Source organism: Streptomyces lydicus (assembly GCF_001729485.1).
Classification (GTDB): Bacteria; Actinomycetota; Actinomycetes; order Streptomycetales; family Streptomycetaceae; genus Streptomyces; species Streptomyces lydicus_D.
In genome coordinates, this window is the sequence record NZ_CP017157.1 from 5,970,065 (window position 1) to 5,987,733 (window position 17,669).

At 71.0% G+C, this 17,669-nt stretch carries 17 protein-coding genes and 1 pseudogene; 8 read left to right on the forward strand and 10 right to left on the reverse strand.

Annotated elements, in window-relative coordinates; genetic code table 11:
- The first annotated feature begins 70 nt into the window (after nt 1-70).
- Nucleotides 71-259, forward strand: a complete 189-nt coding sequence (locus SL103_RS25965) for a hypothetical protein (protein WP_069571348.1) — start codon at nt 71-73, stop codon at nt 257-259.
- A 137-nt stretch (nt 260-396) separates the two neighbouring features.
- Nucleotides 397-1,335 carry a YcxB family protein gene (locus tag SL103_RS25970; RefSeq protein ID WP_069571349.1) on the forward strand — a complete coding sequence of 313 codons (939 nt, stop codon included), beginning with the start codon at nt 397-399 and terminating at the stop codon, nt 1,333-1,335.
- A gap of 150 nt (nt 1,336-1,485) precedes the next feature.
- Here the strand turns inward: SL103_RS25970 and SL103_RS39310 are convergent, their stop codons facing one another.
- The 3 genes from SL103_RS39310 to SL103_RS25985 all read right to left on the reverse strand — a co-directional run bounded on the left by SL103_RS39310 (nt 1,486) and on the right by SL103_RS25985 (nt 5,413).
- Nucleotides 1,486-4,149, reverse strand: a complete 2,664-nt coding sequence (locus SL103_RS39310) for a tetratricopeptide repeat protein (protein WP_164492895.1) — start codon at nt 4,147-4,149, stop codon at nt 1,486-1,488.
- A 27-nt stretch (nt 4,150-4,176) separates the two neighbouring features.
- Nucleotides 4,177-4,539 carry a hypothetical protein gene (locus tag SL103_RS25980; protein ID WP_244304043.1) on the reverse strand — a complete coding sequence of 121 codons (363 nt, stop codon included), beginning with the start codon at nt 4,537-4,539 and terminating at the stop codon, nt 4,177-4,179.
- A 175-nt stretch (nt 4,540-4,714) separates the two neighbouring features.
- Entirely contained in the window at nt 4,715-5,413 is a 699-nt protein-coding gene (locus SL103_RS25985) for a DUF4232 domain-containing protein (protein ID WP_069571351.1), read from the reverse strand.
- 376 nt (nt 5,414-5,789) lie between these two features.
- Between SL103_RS25985 and SL103_RS38040 the strand changes: the two genes are divergently transcribed.
- A complete protein-coding gene (locus SL103_RS38040; RefSeq protein ID WP_164492896.1) occupies nt 5,790-6,356 on the forward strand; it encodes a hypothetical protein in 567 nt (188 codons plus the stop codon).
- A gap of 92 nt (nt 6,357-6,448) precedes the next feature.
- On the opposite strand, the gene SL103_RS38045 is transcribed toward SL103_RS38040, so the two are convergent.
- Nucleotides 6,449-6,619, reverse strand: a complete 171-nt coding sequence (locus SL103_RS38045) for a hypothetical protein (protein ID WP_164492897.1) — start codon at nt 6,617-6,619, stop codon at nt 6,449-6,451.
- Between SL103_RS38045 and SL103_RS25990 the strand changes: the two genes are divergently transcribed.
- Both SL103_RS25990 and SL103_RS25995 read left to right on the forward strand, forming a co-directional pair.
- On the forward strand, nt 6,618-7,529 hold the full coding sequence (locus SL103_RS25990; protein ID WP_244304044.1) for an ADP-ribosylglycohydrolase family protein: 912 nt from the start codon (nt 6,618-6,620) through the stop codon (nt 7,527-7,529). The genes SL103_RS38045 and SL103_RS25990 overlap by 2 nt on opposite strands.
- Nucleotides 7,530-8,107: 578 nt before the next feature.
- On the forward strand, nt 8,108-9,133 hold the full coding sequence (locus SL103_RS25995) for a hypothetical protein (protein WP_244304045.1): 1,026 nt from the start codon (nt 8,108-8,110) through the stop codon (nt 9,131-9,133).
- Nucleotides 9,134-9,241: 108 nt separating this feature from the next.
- On the opposite strand, the pseudogene SL103_RS26000 reads toward SL103_RS25995, so the two are convergent.
- A pseudogene (locus SL103_RS26000) lies at nt 9,242-9,511 on the reverse strand (peptide-methionine (R)-S-oxide reductase); the annotation flags it as partial.
- 269 nt (nt 9,512-9,780) lie between these two features.
- Nucleotides 9,781-10,329 carry a hypothetical protein gene (locus SL103_RS38050; RefSeq protein WP_164492898.1) on the reverse strand — a complete coding sequence of 183 codons (549 nt, stop codon included), beginning with the start codon at nt 10,327-10,329 and terminating at the stop codon, nt 9,781-9,783.
- A gap of 170 nt (nt 10,330-10,499) precedes the next feature.
- Here SL103_RS38050 and SL103_RS38055 point away from each other — a divergent pair, with 170 nt between their 5' ends.
- A complete protein-coding gene (locus tag SL103_RS38055; RefSeq protein ID WP_069571353.1) occupies nt 10,500-11,045 on the forward strand; it encodes a hypothetical protein in 546 nt (181 codons plus the stop codon).
- 842 nt (nt 11,046-11,887) lie between these two features.
- On the opposite strand, the gene msrB is transcribed toward SL103_RS38055, so the two are convergent.
- From msrB to SL103_RS26025, 4 genes are all read right to left on the reverse strand, one after another.
- On the reverse strand, nt 11,888-12,292 hold the full coding sequence (msrB, locus tag SL103_RS26010) for a peptide-methionine (R)-S-oxide reductase MsrB (protein ID WP_069571354.1): 405 nt from the start codon (nt 12,290-12,292) through the stop codon (nt 11,888-11,890).
- Nucleotides 12,293-12,310: 18 nt separating this feature from the next.
- Complete coding sequence (gene murC / locus SL103_RS26015) at nt 12,311-13,708, reverse strand: UDP-N-acetylmuramate--L-alanine ligase (RefSeq protein ID WP_069571355.1); 1,398 nt, start codon at nt 13,706-13,708, stop codon at nt 12,311-12,313.
- A gap of 126 nt (nt 13,709-13,834) precedes the next feature.
- Nucleotides 13,835-14,470: a response regulator gene (locus SL103_RS26020; RefSeq protein ID WP_069571356.1), complete on the reverse strand. Its 636-nt coding sequence runs from the start codon at nt 14,468-14,470 to the stop codon at nt 13,835-13,837.
- Entirely contained in the window at nt 14,467-15,702 is a 1,236-nt protein-coding gene (locus SL103_RS26025) for a sensor histidine kinase (protein WP_244304046.1), read from the reverse strand. Before SL103_RS26025 ends, SL103_RS26020 begins: the two co-directional genes overlap by 4 nt.
- 184 nt (nt 15,703-15,886) lie before the next feature.
- Between SL103_RS26025 and SL103_RS26030 the strand changes: the two genes are divergently transcribed.
- Complete coding sequence (locus SL103_RS26030) at nt 15,887-16,981, forward strand: ABC transporter permease (protein ID WP_069571357.1); 1,095 nt, start codon at nt 15,887-15,889, stop codon at nt 16,979-16,981.
- Nucleotides 16,978-17,664: an ABC transporter ATP-binding protein gene (locus tag SL103_RS26035; protein WP_069571358.1), complete on the forward strand. Its 687-nt coding sequence runs from the start codon at nt 16,978-16,980 to the stop codon at nt 17,662-17,664. The genes SL103_RS26030 and SL103_RS26035 overlap by 4 nt, the downstream gene beginning before the upstream one ends.
- The last annotated feature ends 5 nt before the right edge of the window (nt 17,665-17,669 follow it).

Genomic DNA, 17,669 nt, shown 5'->3' on the forward strand with positions numbered 1-17,669 from the left:
ACGACCCCGACGGCAGCCTGGCTTCGGGCGCCCGATCGCGCGAGGACGGCGTGGGCCGTAGACAGGAGACATGAGCGAAAACCACGCGACGTACCGGCCCGGTGAGGTGGTGCCGCAGAGCGGCATCTACGAGTGCGACTGCGGCGAAGCCCACCGGTGGAGCACCAGTACCGATGTCAAGGGCCACCGCTTCCCGCCCCTGCCGGAAGACTGCCCGGGCGGCGCCTGGATCATGAAGGACCCCGCCCACCCGTCCTGACCACCGCGTCACCCTCGGGACGACGCGGTACCTCGCCACCGCCCCTCCGGTGTCTGCCGGGACTCCGAGCACCCGGGTCACCGGAGTGGCTGAAAATGCCTCTACGATCCGGTTGATCACCGAACCGGGGAGGGGACATGGCCGAGGGCCGGGAAACGGACGCCATCGCCGAGAGACCGGTGGAGCTGGCCTACCTGCCGACCGTCGGCGAACTGGCGTCCGCGCTGCGGGCACGCGCGAGGAGCACCGGTGCGGGCCGCCTTCGGGGCCGGGCGCTGGTCTGGACGGTGGCGGTCACGCTCGTCGGCGCCCTGCTGTCGACGGCCGGATCCGGCCACCGCGACACCCCCTGGCCGCTGTACGCGGGGGTGGTGGCCGTCGCCGCCCTCATGACCGCGACGCCGTGGTTGCAGGCGCGCCACCTCCACCGGCTCGCCGAACGGCAGGGGGACATCCGCGGGACGGTCGACGACACCGGGGTCCGGCTCACCACCGCACACAGCTCGGCCGCCATCGACTGGCACCTCTACCCCCGCTACGTCGAGACCCCGGAGCTGTTCGTGCTGCTCAGCGCCGACAGGTCCGCCGTCGGCTTCCTCGTCCTGCCCAAGCGGGCCGTGGCGGACCCGAAGGAGGTGGACCGGCTGCGGGCGGTCCTCGACCGGCGGCTCGTCCGCGCGGACGCCGCCGGGGCGCCCGGAGGCCCGCGGAGCCGGGGCCGGGCCGTCGGCCGTGGAGCCGGCTCCGTCGCACTGTTGCTGCTGGGGCTGCTGCTGTTCTTCTTCGCCTTCGCCGCCGTCCGAACCGCCACGCACCCGGACCATTTCCCCGGGATCCAGAACAACACCGCCCCGATGGCGGTCGTCCTGCTGGGGCTGGGGACGCTTGCGGTCGCCGGGGCGTGGCGGCTCGTACGGCGGATGGCGGCCATGCGGACCGTGACCGCCGTGCTCGCCGTTCTCGTCCTGCTGGCGGGTGGCACCGTCCTGTACCGCGTCGGGCCGATGCTCCACTGCTGGGGCGCGGCACGGATCGCCCGCGGCTCCGAAGGCGCCTACGTCTGCTACGACTTCTAGCGGGCCACGGTCTCCGAAGGGGCCCGGCCGTCGACTCCCGGCGACGAGCCGCAGACGCCACCCGATCAACAGGCGGAAAGGAACCGTGTCACCAGCCGCGGGCGAAGCTCTCACGGCCACCGGTGAGGGATCGCCCCGGGCCCGCTTCGGTCACCCCGGAGGCAGTGACCCGTCCGGCCCGAGCCCTGCCCGCAGCACGCGCTCCAGGAGCGAAGGCGGGCGACCCGGGCGCGGCTCCTGCGCCGCGGCACGGGCCCGCGTCCTTGCCAGCACGCGCGGAACCACATCGTCGCCGCAGTCGACGGCCTCCAGCGCCAGCCGCTCCGCCCGCACCGGGTCCCCGGCCGCCTCGCGGGCCAGCGCCAGCAGACCGAACGCGCTCGTGTCCCCGCGGTCGGCGGCCTCCCGCGCCAGTTGGGCGGCCCCGTCCGGGTCCCGTGCGTCGCGCGCCTTGGCCAGGGTGCGCAGCGCGTAGGGATCACCCCGGTCGGCGGCCTCCCGCGCCAACTGGGCGGCCCCGTCCGGGTTTCCCGCGTCGCGGGCCACGGCCAGGGTCCGCAACGCTTGGGCATCGCCGAGACCGGCCGCCTCCCGGGCGAGCCGCTCGGCCTCGGCAGGGGCATGGGGCTCGCGCAGGCGGGCCAGCAGGCGCAGGCCGAGCGTGCTGCCGTGCCGCAGTTCGACCCGGGCGAGGCGCTCGGCCCTCGTCCAGTCGCCCCGCTTCGCCGCCGACTCGACGTACCAGCGCAGGGTCACGCCCCTCTGATCGGCGGCGAACCGCGCGGTGATCCGGGCAGCGTCGTCATGGTCGCCGTTCTCCTCCGCCAGCTCCGCCAGGAGCTTGTACGCCGGACCACAGCCGTGGTCGGCCGCCTCTTGGCACAGGCGCCGGGCCCGCTCGGTGTCGCCGGCCCCCCGCCGGAGACGCGCCAGTTCGAGCAGGGCGGACGGAGTGCCGTGATCAGCGGCGATCCGGCACAGCCGCTCCGCCACCTCCGGATCGGCCCGGTCCTTCGTCTCGATCCAGTGCGGGGTGACTCCTTGCAGGATCGACTGATGGTCGTCGGCCTCGTCGAGGGGGGACAGAGCCTCCCGCGGCGCCCACCGGCGCCAGTGCGGGGGCGGTGAGGCGTCGAGCAGGACGTTGGCGTCGTGTTCCCCGCCCTGCACGGCCTGCCAGTAGAGACGCGCGGTCTCCTCCTCGTCGCCCGCGCTTCTGCGCAGCACGGCCAACGGGCGCAGGGCGCTGACGTCGCCGTGGTCGACGGCCGCACGGTAGAGGCGCTCGGCCCCCGACCAGTCGCCCGACGCCCGGCGCATCCCGGCGACCAGGTGCAGCGTCCGGAGGTCGCCCCGGTCCAGGTCCGCACCGGCCAGGCGGTCCGCTCCGGTGCTGTCGCCCGCCAGTTCCCGAAGCTGGGCCCGGAACAGCCGCGCCCCCTCGTACCCGCCGTCCAGGGCCACGCCGTACAGCCGGTCGGCGACGCCGAACCGGAGCCGCCTGCGGGCGGAGTCGGCGACCCGGGCGACCTCGGCCGGGTCCACGAGCCCTGCGACGGCGTTCCAGAACGACTCGGGCGGGCACGCACGGGCCCTGAGGCGCGAGCCGTGGTACTCCAGATAGTCGGCCAGCCGGAAAGCGGCGTCGCCCGCCGGGGGCTCCTCCGGTCGACGCCGCACCCGTCGGAAGGGCGCAAGGCCGCCGAACACCGGCGCGGTGAGGTGGCGCAGCGCCTCGTCGAACCATGCCTCGCCCAGGTCAGCGGCATCGTCGTCACCGAGATAGTCGAACGCGGCGACCCGGAGGAAATCCGCGCGCAGATGCAGCCCGGCGCCGAGACGCCGGGCGTCCACCGCCGCGTCCAGTACCGCACGGGCCCCGGGCGGTGCCTGTTCATACCTCCGTACGAGCTCGGGGGCACCGGCCAGGATCTGGGTCACTCGCCCGCCGACTGCGTGCGTGGCGGCGTGCGCGAGCCGCCCGTCACCGGCCGCCGCCCGGTCGCGCAGCTCCTTCAGCGCGGCAGCATCGAACGCCGAGGGCACCGCGACGGTGCGCCCCGTGAGCAGCTCGCGCAGCCGGGAGTACGGGTCCGGCATCCCGGGCCGCGGCAGGACCGTGCAGGCGGCGACGTACTCGGGCCACAACGTCCCGAGCACCAGGACGGGGCCGCGTCGCGGGTCGGTCAGCAGCGCGTGCACGGCCTGGGCGATCCGGCCCCCGACGGCACCCGCGGCGCCCAGCGAGTGCTGTGCCTCGTTGAGCCACACGACGGTCCGCGGGCCTACCCGTTCCAGTTCCTCCAGAGTGGTCCGCGGCTGCGTGTGATCGGAGGGGTGCCACAGGTGCCAGCCGCGGGCCGCCAGGGGCTGTACCGCTTCCCAGCAAGCTCTGGTCTTGCCCGTCGAGGGGCCGCCGACAAGGACCGCGAAGCCGCTCTCGCCGTCCGCCGCGGCCGTGACCAGCCGGGCGAGCGTCCGGTCGTGACGACGGGTCACATACGTGGGCAGGTCCCCCCGCCCCGTGCCCGGATGACCCGCCGGGTCCGGGGCCGGGTGTACCTCGAGATCGTGTGGGTCCCATGCGCCGATCGGCCTGCCGAGGCGTCCGCCGCCCTGGTGGCGGGAAGGGTCCGGACCAGCCGGCGGGCCGGCGGCGGGGTACTCGTGCCGGATCACGGTCAGTTCGTGGATGATCCCGCTGTTGGCGATCGCATGGCCGGACGCCTGCACGTTCCCCGTGTCGGCGACCTGCACGGAGGCCGCCGAGCGTGCGGCGTCCGCCCGGTGGCCGGGGTCCGTCCGGCCTGTCACCGGGGCGTTCACGGATGCTGCCGGCAGTCAGCCGTAGTCCACGCCGCTGACGGCCGTGCTGCCCTCGCCCGAGGCGGTCGCTTCCCCGGTGCGCTTCGCCGTCGCCGCCCCCGCCCCGGTTCTCCTGGCCCGCCGGACTCCGGTCCGGGCCGTGCCTCCCCCGGTCGCCTCGGCCCGTCCCGTTTCCACCGCGGTGTCCACGGGCCCCGCCGCGGACGTGCCCGCCCGTTGGAGGAGCGCCCAGACGAGCGCGCCGACGCCGGTCGCGGACTGGATGGCGGCACCGGTCAACTGGCCCGCGTCCGGGCCGTTCACAAGCCAGAGCAATGGCGTCGAGGCGATCGCCGCCACGGCCACCACGATCAGCGCGATCCTCATGTACGGCGACACGGCCAACCCCCGCCCCCATCGGTATGCCTTCCTTCCCGTGATACCCGCTGTCACGGGGAACTCACGGTTCCGGTCGGCGTCCGTACTCCTCCGGCACGGCCGGCTCCACGGCGAGGGCGCGCGGGCACGCGCGGTGCGGCGCGCCCGGAACGACGCGCCACTAACCGATGTCTCGTCAGAAGTTGTACGGCTTCTCGGTGTTCCAGTTCAGCACGTCGGCCTCGTTCCAGCTGAACTGCGGCTTCGCGCCCTGGAGGGCGACGGAGTAGGAGGGGCCGCTCTGACCGTTCGTGCCGCGCAGCGCGAGGGCGAACGACTGCGCCGTGTGGTGCTTCGAGCCGTAGTCGAAGAGGTTCACCGCGCTGTACACCTTGCCGCCGGGCTGGAGCGTGAGGCGCTTGCTGCCACCGGGGTTGTCCTTCTTCGAGTGCGGCAGTACGGCGCCGGCGTCGCCGAGCTTCACGGCCGGGTACGAGGTGACCCAGCACGGCGTGCTGCCCTTGTTCGACGCGGTGACCAGCAGGTGGTCGCCCTGCTGCCCGGCGAACCGGTGCACCGCGGTGAGCAGCATCTCATCGCCACGGCACTGCCCCGCCCCGGCCGTGGTGCCCTTACCCGCGGCCTCCCCCGTCCCGCCCGAGGCCGCCGTCGAACGCGCACCCTCCTTGGCGTCACCGCCACCACTGGCCTGCTCCGCCCCGCCCTTGCCCCCCTCATCCGACGCGGACCCGCTCTGACCGCTGCCGGCGGCGCTGCCCCCACCCGCCGCCTTCGCGTTCGAACCACCGTCCGCGCCACCGCAAGCAGTCAGACCCAACGCCAGCGCAGCGGTGACAGCAGCCAGAGTGACGGTACGAATCCGAGAAGTACGCATGATCAGGTTCCCCCTGCTTCCGTGCGGGACCCTTCTTCGGTCGTTCCCGCGCTATGAACACCACCTTCCCCGGAGCCACTGACGTTCTGGAAACGCCTCACTCACGTCCTGCAAACATGCCGCACGCGAACGGGCAAGGCCGAGCCACGGGCGTTCGGCGACACCGGTGGCCTGGGCGGCCGCAGAGACGGGCCACGTAGGCCGGGAGCAGGCACTGTCCGCGATCAAGTGCTGGCCGTCGCCCGGCACTTGATCAGCGCCGCGTCGCCCGCCCACCATGGACGCCGCACAGCCAAGCAACTTGTCGACTGTGTGCTAACGACTTCCGTCCCCAGCACCGGCATCCTCCAGGTGGGACGCCGATCAACTGCGGCCCGTGACCTTTGAAGACGCGGGCGGCCTGCGAACGAGGCAGGTAGCCGACGCGCCGTCAGCCGAAGCACCATCCATGACCTGGGGGATTCTCTTGCATTTCCGACGCTCTGCCACAGCCGCTGCCGCCGGCATGCTGGTACTGGGCGGCTTGGCAAGCACGGCCCACGCCGACAGCACCGCCCCTTCATCGCCAGCGGCAACGAAAACGGCCTTTCAGCCTGCTGCAGCGAACGCTTCCTCTGAAATGCACAGCTGCAAGACAACCGGAGCCAACGGCTACGTCGGGGTGTACAACTTCCACCCGCCGCAAAACCGCGTCAAGATCCAGTTGAGTGTGAAGGACACCCTCGCCGACGGAAAAAGCGTAGGCGTCCGAGTCCTCACGAAGGCGCGCAACGGAGCCTACAAGGCTTGGGCGTGGCATACAGCTAGCGGTGGCCAAGGCACCTGGCCGTACTGGAACACCTACGTGGATGCGACTTCCGATCGTGGGATCAATTTCATCGGTGTCCAGGTCGCGAGGTTCGTAGGGCACAACGTGGTCAACTCTTGCAAGAGTTGGCACTGACGTCAGCTGAATTGCGGCATCGCCGTACGCGCCCGAGGGGCCGGACGACCCGTCCGGCCCCTCGGGCGCACGTCGCTGCGCAGCGGGCTGCTCTACGGTCCCTGCCTTTCGGGCTCCGGGACTGCGCGGCCCCGGTGCTGGCGTGCCTTCTCCTGATAGCGGCGCCGGTCCCGCCACCACAGCAGCCGGTCCCGGGAGTTCTGCGGAAAGACCGTCCCCAGCACCCCCACCAGCATGCTCGCCAGGCTGATCCCCACCACCATGGGTGACGCCTTGGGCGGCCCGTTCGAGTTCGGCCCGCGGGGAGCGTTCTCCGCGCGGTTTCCCGTGCCGGGTGCCGGTGGTGAGATGTGCGGAGGCGGCGGTTGGGACCCGGGCGAGGCCACCGACGACACGCAAATGGCGGTCCTGGTCGCGGAGTCCCTGCTGGAGCGGGGCGGACTGGATCTGCCGGACCTCTTCGCCCGCTTCCAGCGGTGGGCGGCATCGGAACCCAAGGACATCGGCTTGCAGACCGAAGACGTCCTCACCAACGGCATGCTCTGGGACCTCGCCGCCGCGATCCATTTCCAGGTCAATCAACGAGCAGCGGGAAACGGCTCCTTGATGCGGGCATCGACCTCCGCCGTTCACTTCGCTTCCGCCGGCCAAGAAGCCACCATGGACGCGGCCCGCCGCATCGCCGCCCTCACCCACGGCGACCGCGCGGCCTGGGAAGGCACCGCGATCTTCCACGAACTCATCCGCGTCACGCTGGAGGGCATCGACCCCCTCACTGCGCTTCCGGACATCCTGTCTCTCGTCCATCCCGACCACCGCGGGCGCTACGCGACAGTCCTCGCGCCCGACTGGCACCCCGATCAGGCGACCGAGTTCAACGGTGCCGTCTGGCCCTGCCTGGGCTCCGCTGTCTGGGCCCTGCGCACCACCACCGGCTTCGAAGACGCGATACGTGCGGCGATCGACCTCGGTGGTGACACGGACACCGTCGCCGCGGTGCCCGGAGGTCTCGCGGGGGCGTGCTACGGGCTGGGGGCGATCCCCGCCCACTGGACCCAGCCGCTCCATGTCCCCCTCCCCGGATTCGGCGGACGGATGCTGCACCTGGCAGATCTGCTCCACCTCGCACACCGTCTCGGAGACCGACCCGGGTCTTGCTCATCAATCGACTGACGGCCGGCCGGCTGCGGTACGAATCACCAGGTGCGTGCTGCTGGTGGAGACGATCCGCTCTCCGCGCAGGCGGAGGGCGGGAGGTACTGGCCGGGCTTCGGTACGGCGGTATCACCGGGGGGCCGCATGTTGTTCCGGCAGAGGGGGCGGAGCCCGTGCGGGCGCTCCGATGAACTACGTTGTCATGGAGGGGACCGACGCCGAGGCGTCGCATGGAGGATGAAGCCGCCTGTCGGCAAAGGGAGTTCGGCGACCTCCGCCCGGTGGGCACGCCACGGACGATGCCGGTGGGGGACGACGGCCGGCCACGACTTCACCAGAATCGGAGAACAGCAATGCGGCACGAGTCGTCCGCGCAACCTGACACGTCCGGTGCATCCTCCCTCGCGAGGCCGACCTCGCGTCGCTGGCTGCTGGGAGTGTCCGGTGCGGCCCTCCTCACAGCGGCGTGCGGTCCTACGGGGGGTAAGCAGTCGGCCGGGGAGAGTCTGCAGTCGAACGCGAAGGACGGCGGCGCACCCACGGGCGAGGCGCCGAACGGCGCACTCGGGGTGAACTTCAACGAGGATCCCTCCGACATGAACTTCGACGAGGTGAGGGCCCTTTCGGCGAAGTGGGTGCGCGGCTTCGTCCCGATGACGGACTACCTCGACACGCACTCCCCGGCCCAGCAGCGGTCCATCGCCAGGCTGCTCGACGCGAGCGGGGACGGCTTCAGGACGATCCTCTCGCTGAAGTTCCCCTTCCTGACTCTCGGGCAGTCGCTTCCCAAGGTGGGCAGCAAGGAGATGGGAGCGCTGCTGAAGCGCGTTGACCGGGTACTGCACGCCGTCATGGGGAAGCTGGACATCCTCACCATCGGCAACGAGCCCTTCCTCGAAACCATGAAGGACGAGCGCGATGCGCGTCTCAATGTCTTCTACGAGTACGTCGCCGAACACGTCATCGCCTACCGCGGGAAGAACTTCCCGCAGGGTTGCCGGACCCGCCTGTACATGGGGGCCCTCAATCGCCTCGACGAGAAGGAAGGGCGCACGAAGGCCACCGAGCGGTGGGTCGACTTCGTCAACAGGAAGCCGGAGATCGAGGGCCTCGATATCCATCCGCACGTCGACTCCCTGCAGGCGGCCGGCAAGTACGTCCAGTACGTCGTGTCCCGCCTGGACAAGGGCAAGAAGTTCCTTGCCACAGAGTTCTCCCTGGTGCAGTACTGGGAGAAGCACATGGGCGACAAGATCCCGGCGGCCTACGCCGAGAAGTACAAGGTGCCCCCGAACACCCGCGTATGGCAGGTGATCGGCAACGCGTTCGAGAAGCCCTTCCCCCAGGCCAGGTGGGACGACTTCCTCGCGATGAGCCCGTGGTTCGCGTCCCACAAGGACTACCTGACCCAGCAGATGCAGATGTTCCGGGAGACCGGGAAGCTCGCGGTGGCCACCTACGGAGTGGTGCAGATCGAATCCATGCAGACGGGCTGGGGCGCTCACAAAAAGCCGTGGATCCTCAACCCCCTGTACGCGAACCGCACTGTCAGGGAGGAAAACGGAAAGGTCGGACGGACCACCGTCTGGTTCGACTCGTTCCGTGCCCTGCAGAATTCCTGAGCGACTCACCCCGGCCGATTACTGCTCCCGTTCGCGACCCGCAGGCGCGAACGGGAGCAGTGCGGTCGGCAATACCCGGGCCGATAGCGGCAAGGTGTCCTCCCCGCGCTAGCGGGGCTGATCCGCCTCGGGGGTCAGCCGCAGCGAGATCGAGTTGATGCAGTACCGCTGGTCGGTGGGCGTCGGGTAGCCCTCGCCCTCGAAGACGTGGCCGAGGTGCGAGCCGTACTTCGCGCAGCGGACCTCCGTGCGCACCATCCCGTGTGAATTGTCGTGCACAAGTTCCACCGCATTCGGGTCGCGTGCTTCCCAGAAACGTAGCCAGCCTGCACGGTTCGCGGATTCACACAACGTCCCGCCGGTTCCAAGCCTGCGCCCCGTGGTTCCCGCACCCCGCGGTAGGCGCTCCTGGCGAATTTCCGCACCCCAACGCTTCCACCGCAGCAATAAATCAGTGACGACCAGATTCGACATGCACAGGTTTCCCAATCCCGGCGTTTCCTTGATATCGGTGGCTCAGCCGGCTACGATCCGCCCCTCCTCGGAGAGGTAGTCGCGGCAGTGTGCAGGCACTGAAGCAGGTCGCGATGCTGGTAGCGGAAGGGTTCGAGATCCGTACACGCCTCACAACTGGCAGCAGTTGCCGCTCAACCAACCGCATTACCCAGCGCAGTCCATATCGCACAGATCGCTGCTGCGACCAACCAAATCTCCGACAGCCAAGAAACTGCAAGCCTTCTCCGGACCACGGAGTCGTGCGGCGCTGTCGTTTGCTTTTTCGCATGCTGACGGATCGCTTGAGCTGCCCTGTCGGAACTACCTACGTAATGGTCTATGAGTGAGCCACTGTAGGCCGCAGCGTAAATCTCCTCACCACCTGCCACTTTTAGCTTCAAATTCCCTCGATTATCAATTACAACTTGAGCCACGACACCAAGCGCCACATTGTATTTAAATATCGCATTGATGACACACACCTCGCCATAAGAGATAAGCACGCGAGCTCGGGAAATCCTCTGCACCAAAAATATGGTCGCAAAGGAGGCAGTAAGGCCGACTTGTGCTTTATTCGGTCCGCCAAAGCCCATTTTCTTAACGACGAGAGCCGCCAGAGCAAGGAGGAGCATGGAGAAGAACCACTGCAGGATGCGCTGGGACTTCCTTCGTAGCATCACTACTTCCTCTTGACGCTTCATTTCCTGTCTCTCTTTCCTGTCCGCGCACCCACTCAGGGTGGCCCGGCCACGATCATGCGCCGGACCACCCTGCCGCATCAGCACGTCTTCGACACCTGCGTCCAGGCCGCATTCGGAAGATTTCCCGCACTGGAGTCGCCAGCTCCGCAAAACGCAACGTTGGATACGCCGTGCGTCGACGGCCCCTCGACCGCAACGGCGACGGCACACCTGATACCCCCGGTTACCCCGACCTGGTCATCAACGACGGCACCTACGTCTGGCTCTACTACGGCGGCCCCGACTACCGCCTCGACACCGACGCCGACCCCGTCCTCCTCGGCGGCCCCAACGACCCCCTGACCGAAGGCGCATCAAAGATCAGCGAAATCACCCTCGCCGCGGCCGGAGACTGGAACGCCGATGGGACACCCGACCTGGTCGCCCGCTATGACCGTGCCGACGCCGGCGGACTGTACGTCTTCAACGCCACCAAGGAAGACGGCGACTACGGCATCAGTCTCTCCCACCGCACTCCCATCGGCCCCAACTTCTCCACCGCCACCGTCCCCACCTTCACCGCAGCTCCCGACGCCAACAACAACGGCAAACTTGACCTGTGGGCCACCACTCCCAACTCCGGAAGGCTCCGCGCCTTCCTCGACCTCAGCAGCACAGGTGCCGGATCAGTGATCAGTGCCTCCGAAAGCTTCGCCGGGTACCAAGCCGTCAGCTGACCCACACGAGTTAGGGAACCACGACAGGCGTCTGGGTGGTCCGGTGACTGCGATCCAACACGGGGTCAACCTGAGGAAGAGGCACTCGGAGAGTTCTCGTACCCAGTGCACCATTGGCGTCTTCCAGGACCTGATCAGCCGCCAGGGCAAAGCTCAACAGCCGCACCCCCTGCGACGGCCGTCAGCAACTCGTCGACCATCGTGACGCTGCTGCGCGGTACGCATCCCTTCGCCGTCGGGTGGAGCGCGCGAAGATCAATGGCGAACAGCTACGCGACGCGGACATCGCCACCATGTCATCGGCGTGACAGGAGATAGAGCAGTCGGCCCCCACGTTGCCAGCCATCACCCGACGTCTGGCCCGGCGCGCGATCACAGTCCACGAGTCCCTCGTGAACACCCCTCGCGGGCTTTCCCGTGACAGCTGATGAGTGCGGCCTGCCCTTCATGGTGCCTGCGCACCAGTCCGGGTGAGCCTCAATGATCCAGTCTGTTGATGCAGAGCAGGAGCGTTCGTGGTGAGAGTGGCCACCGGTGGAAGCACTTCTGCACCAGGTACCCCATCGGTGAAGCTCTGCTTCTCCGGGACCGAACGGAGCGCACCCCGCCAAAGCGCCCGCCGATTGCCGCGAGCGCGTCCGCCGAATCGGTTTGCCCCGCGCGCACGGGGAGGGTCCCGTCGCGCACTGCTCGTCACCGAGCAGCGCACGTCACTCCCCGCCCTGCGGGGACAGCCTCACCGATGACAACGCCTCCGGGCCGTTCGGCAGCCCCCGGGGTCAAACAATCCCCAGACGCTGCTGAACGCGCCGGCCTACGGCCTGCCCCCCAAGCGGGGACGGTCACTCGTTGGGGGTCAGCCGCAGCGAGATCGAGTTGATGCAGTACCGCTGGTCCGTCGGGGTCGGGTAGCCCTCGCCCTCGAAGACGTGGCCGAGGTGCGAGCCGCAGCGGGCGCAGCGGACCTCGGTGCGGACCATTCCGTGGGAGCGGTCCTCGATGAGTTCGACCGCGTCGCTGTCCTTGGGGTCGTAGAAGGACGGCCAGCCGCAGTGGCTCTCGAACTTGGTGTCCGAGCGGAAGAGTTCGGCACCGCAGGCGCGGCAGGAGTAGACGCCGGTGGTCTTGGTGTTGGTGTACTCGCCGACGAACGCGGGCTCGGTGCCGGCCTGGCGGAGTACGCGGTACTCGGCCGGGGTCAGCTCGGTGCGCCACTGCTCGTCGGGCTTGTCGATCTCGTACGGCATCTGGGGTGCCTCCTCAGCTCAGCTGCCCAGGCGGGTCAGGATGGCGGGGCCGAGGTCGGTCACATCGCCCGCGCCCATGGTGAGAACAAGGTCACCGGGTCCGGCCATTCCGGCGATCACGTCCGGGATGCGGGCCTGGTCGCTCACGGCCGTGACGGTGGCGCCGGCGGCGCGCGCCGCGTCGATGATCAGCTCGCTGGTGACGCCCGGGATCGGGTCCTCACGGGCCGGATAGATGTCCAGGACCACGGAGGCGTCGGCGAGGGCGAGCGCCTGGCCCATCTCCGCGCCCAGCTCCTGGGTGCGGGAGAACAGGTGCGGCTGGAAGACGACCAGCACCCGGGCGTCCTCCGCGGCGCCGCGGATGGCCTCCAGGTCGGCGGTCATCTCCGTGGGGTGGTGGGCGTAGGAGTCGATGACCTGGACGCCGGCCGCCTCGCCCTTGAGCTGGAGGCGGCGCTTGACGCCGGTGTACTTGCCGAGCGCGGAGGCGAGGTTGTGCGGCGGCAGGTCCAGGGCGACGCCGGCGGCCAGGGCGGCGACGGCATTGCTCGCGTAGTGCCGGCCGGGGACGGAGACCGTGAAGGTGAGGATCTTGCCGCTGGTGAGCGTGACCGTGACATCGCTGGTCAGGCCGCGGGGGTTGACCTTGAGGATGCGCACGTCGGCGTCCTTGGCCTCGCCGTAGGTGACGACCTCGATGTCGTGGCGGCCGGAGATCCGCTCGGTCAGCTCGCGGGCGCCGGGGTGGTCGGCGGAGATGACCAGGGTGCCGCCGGGACGGACGCGGCCGACGAAGGTCTCGAAGGACTCGTAGATCTCGTCCATCGAGGCGTAGTTGGCGTGGTGGTCCAGCTCCACGTTGAGGATGATCGCGACCTCGGGGGCGTACTTGTGGAAGCTGCGGTCGCTCTCGTCGGCCTCGGCGACGAAGATGTCGCCGTCGCCGTGCTCGGCGTTGGAGCCCGGTGCGTCGAGGTCACCGCCGATGGCGTACGACGGCTTGAGGCCGAGGGCGCCGAGGGAGACGGCGAGCATGGACGTCGTGGTCGTCTTGCCGTGGGTGCCCGCCACCGCGATGGGCCGCAGGCCGTCCATGAGGGAGGCGAGGGCGTCGGAGCGGTGCACGACCGGGATGCCGCGCTCCTGGGCGGCGGCCAGCTCCGGGTTGTCCGGGCGGATCGCGGAGGAGACCACGACGCTGGTGGCGTCGGCGGCGAGGTGCTCGGCGGCGTGGCCGATGTGGACCGTGGCGCCCAGGGCGCGCAGGGCCTCGGCGGTCGCGGAGTCCTTGGCGTCGCTGCCCGCCACCCGGGCACCGCGCTGCGCGAGGATCTTGGCGATGCCCGACATGCCGGCTCCACCGATGCCGATGAAGTGCGGCCGGTCCATCGAGGCTGGGACGGCGGATGCCATGGTGCGTCTCCCTGATCGTCGATCATCGCGAGCTGTGGTGCTGTCGATGATTCTCGCACCCGGCACCGACAGCGCCGGGCCGCGGCCCGTGCCCGGTTCCGGGCAGGCGGGTCGGCGCGCCGGTTTTCAGCGGCGGATCAGCCCCTGGGCGGTGGCGGCGGCGACCGCGGACGTGCGGGAGGCCACACCCAGCTTCGCGTAGATGTGGACAAGGTGGGATTTGACGGTCGCCTGGCTGAGGAAGAGCCGCTTGCTGATCGCGGCGTTCGAGAGGCCGTCGGCGACGAGCTGGAGCACCTCGGTCTCCCGTCGGGAGAGGGCGGTGGCGGGGGTGCGCATCCGGTCCATCAGGCGCAGCGCGATGGTGGGCGCGAGCGCGGACTTGCCGGCTGCGGCGGTGCGCACGGCGGCCGCGAGCTCCTCCGGCGGGGCGTCCTTGAGGAGGTAGCCGGTGGCGCCGGCCTCGATGGCGGCGAGGATGTCGGCGTCGGTGTCGTACGTGGTCAGGACCAGCACGCGGGGCGCGTCGGGGCGGGCGGTGATCGCGGCGGTGGCCTGGGAGCCCAGCATCCGGCCGCCGAACTGCAGGTCCATGAGGACCACGTCGAAGCCGCCGCCGGCGGCGAGCTCGACCGCCCGCTCCGCGGTGGGCACGTCGGCGACCACCTCGAAGTCCGGTTCGGTCTCCAGCACGGCGCGCAGTCCGGCGCGCACCACGGGGTGGTCGTCGGCGAGCAGCAGCCGGACGGGGGACGCGGTCACGAGGTGGCCTCCGGGGTGGCGGGCGCCGCGGCGCAGGGCAGGGTGACGGCGACGGCGGTGCCCTCCCCCGGGGCGGACTCGACGACGAGGGTGCCCTGCAGGGCGCGGGCCCGGGCGCGCATCGCGGCGAGGCCGAAGCCGCTGCCGCCGGCCCGTGCGGAGCCCGGTGCGGGCACGTCGGCCGGGACGAATCCGGCGCCGTCGTCGACGACGTCCAGGGCGACCTCGGTGTCCATGTAGCTGAGGGTCAGCTCGACGCGGGCGGCCGCGGCGTGCTGGACGGTGTTGGCGAGCGCGGACTGGGCGATGCGCAGCAGGGCGACCTCGTGCGGGGTGGGCAGGGGGGTCGGCGCGCCGGACACCTGGCAGTGCACGGCGAGGCCGGAGGTACGGGCGGTGGTGGCGCACAGCCGCTCCAGGGCGGCGGGCAGCGACCCCGTCTCCAGGTCGGGCGGGCTCAGCGCGCGGACGAACCGGCGTGCCTCGGCGAGGTTGTCGACGGCGGCCGTACGGGCCTGCCGGACGTGGCCGAGGGCCGCCTCGGGACGCTGCGGCAGGACCCGTTCGGCGGCCCGCAGCAGCAGCTGGATGCTGGACAGGCCCTGGGCGAGGGTGTCGTGGATCTCGCGGGCCAGCCGCTCGCGCTCGGCGAGCACACCGGCGGCGTGTTCCGCGGCGGCCAGTTCGCTGCGGGCCGCGGTCAGCTCCTCGATGAGGCGGCGGCGCTGTTCGCTCTCCCGGTAGAGGGCCTCGTAGCCCAGGACGACGGCCACCGCGACGGCCGCGCCGAGGGCGGGGCCGAGGACGGTACCGACGCTGAGGCCGTGGGTGTGCCAGGCGAAACCGGCGATGGCGGCGAGGGTGGTGGCCACGACGGCGGGCAGCGCCCAGCGCAGCGGCAGCAGGTGCAGCTGGACGAAGAAGAGCGGGAAGGCCAGCCAGACGCCGTCCGGGGTCAGCGCGAGCAGCACCAGCCAGACGAGGGCCACCGCGGCCAGCCAGAGCGCGGCGGCACCGGTGGAGGTGCGCAGGCGGGGCAGCCGGGGGCCGACGGCGTACACCGCGAACAGCACGGCGGCGGTGAGCGGCACGGCCGCGGCGTGCGGGGCGTCGTCCACGACCGCGCGGACGGACGCCAGCGTGAGCAGCGCGGCCACCATCAGATGCAGGCAGCTGCGCAGGACCCGCAGGACGGGGGTCAGGGAGTGGGCGGTCACGTCTTCTTCGGTCACGGCCTCTTCAGGCTAAGGGCCCGTCCGACCTGCGGCATCAACCGAAGGTTTGATGCCGGGCCGCACCTTTCGACGCCGGGGAACCCCTCCGCGGCGCGATGCCCGGGACCCGGCCGGGAGGCGACGGTGGGAGCGAGCCGCCGGGCAGTGGGTCCGGCGCCCCGATCCGAGGATGGCCAAGCCCGTGTTCGTCGCCTGGAGAGACCTGAGGTTCGCCAAGGGGCGGTTCGCCCTGATGGGCACCGTGATCGTGTTGATCACGGTGTTGGTGGGATTGTTGTCCGGCCTGACGGCGGGCCTGGGCCGGGAGAACACCTCAGCCGTCACCGGGTTGCCCGCCGATCACCTGGTCTTCTCGGCGCCCGCCGGGGACGCCAAGGTCGCCTTCGCCGATTCGCGGCTGCCGGAGGGGACCGTACGGGACTGGGCGCGGGTGCCGGGCGTACGGAGCGCCGAGCCGCTGGGGATCGCGACGACGAAGGCCGGGGCCGGCGGGCGGACGGCCGCGGTGTCGGCGTTCGGGGTCCGCCCCGGGTCGCCGCTGGCGCCGGACCCGCGGATCGCCGACGGTGCCGTGGTGCTGTCCGGGAAGGCCGCCACCGCGCTCGGCGTGCGGGCCGGGTCGCGGCTCACGCTGGGCGGGCACGAGGTCCGGGTCGCGGCGGTGGCGGGCACGGCGATGTACAGCCACACCCCGGTGGTCTGGACGTCGTCCGGTGACTGGCGGGCGCTGTCGGGCGCTCCCGCGAAGGCCGGCGGTGCCGGTTCCTCCGTGGGTGCCACGGTGCTCGCCCTGAACACCACCCCGGCGGCCGATCTGGCGTCCGCCGACCACCGGCTCGGCACGAAGACCGTCACCCTCGACGACGCGCTGGAGGCCATCGGCTCGTACGCCGCCGAGCACGGCTCGCTGGAGCTGATGCGCGGGTTCCTGTTCGCGATCTCCGCGCTGGTCATCGGCGCGTTCTTCACCGTGTGGACCATCCAGCGCAGCGGTGACGTCGCCGTGTTGAAGGCGCTCGGGGCCTCGACCGGCTGGCTGCTGCGCGACGCGCTCGGCCAGGCCGTCGTCCTGCTGGTGCTCGGTACGGGCCTCGGCACCGCCCTGGCGGCGGGGGTGGGGGGTGCGGTCGGCGGCACCGTGCCGTTCGTCCTCGACCCGTCCACCCTGCTGTTCCCGGCGCTGATCATGATCGCGCTGGGCGCCGTCGGGGCCGCGCTCGCCATCCGCCGCATCACCTCCGTTGACCCGCTGACCGCCCTGGGAAGTGCCCGATGAGCCTCGAACTGACCGATGTCACCCTCACCTACCCGGACGGCGAGGCGCGGCTGACCGCGCTGGACGACGTCTCGCTGACCGTGCCCGCCGGGTGCCTGACCGCGGTGATCGGGCCGTCCGGGTCGGGGAAGTCCAGCCTGCTCGCGGTCGCCGCGACGCTGATCCGCCCGGACCGCGGGCGGGTGGTGATCGACGGCACGGACACCACGGGGCTCGCCCCCGCGGAGCTGGCCTCGCTGCGCCGCACGAGTGTCGGCACCGTCTTCCAGCAGCCGAATCTGCTGCCCTCCCTGACGGCCGCCGAGCAGCTCCAGGTGATGGCCCATCTGGACGGCCGCTCGCCCCGTAAGGCGCGCGGGCGGGCCCGGGAGCTGCTGGCGGCGGTCGGCCTGGAGGCCCAGGCGGACCGGCGGCCGCACCAGCTGTCGGGCGGCCAGCGGCAGCGGATCAACATCGCCCGGGCGCTGATGAACGAGCCCGCGGTGCTGCTGGTGGACGAGCCGACCAGCGCCCTGGACCACGAGCGCGGCGCGGCCGTCATCGAGCTGCTGCTCGCCCTGACCCGTCAGCGCGCCACCGCGACGGTGCTGGTCACCCACGACCACGCGCACCTGGACGCGGCGGACGGGATCACGGAGGTGCGGGACGGGCGGCTGGGTCCGGTGGGGGCCGCCCGTCCGTGACGCCG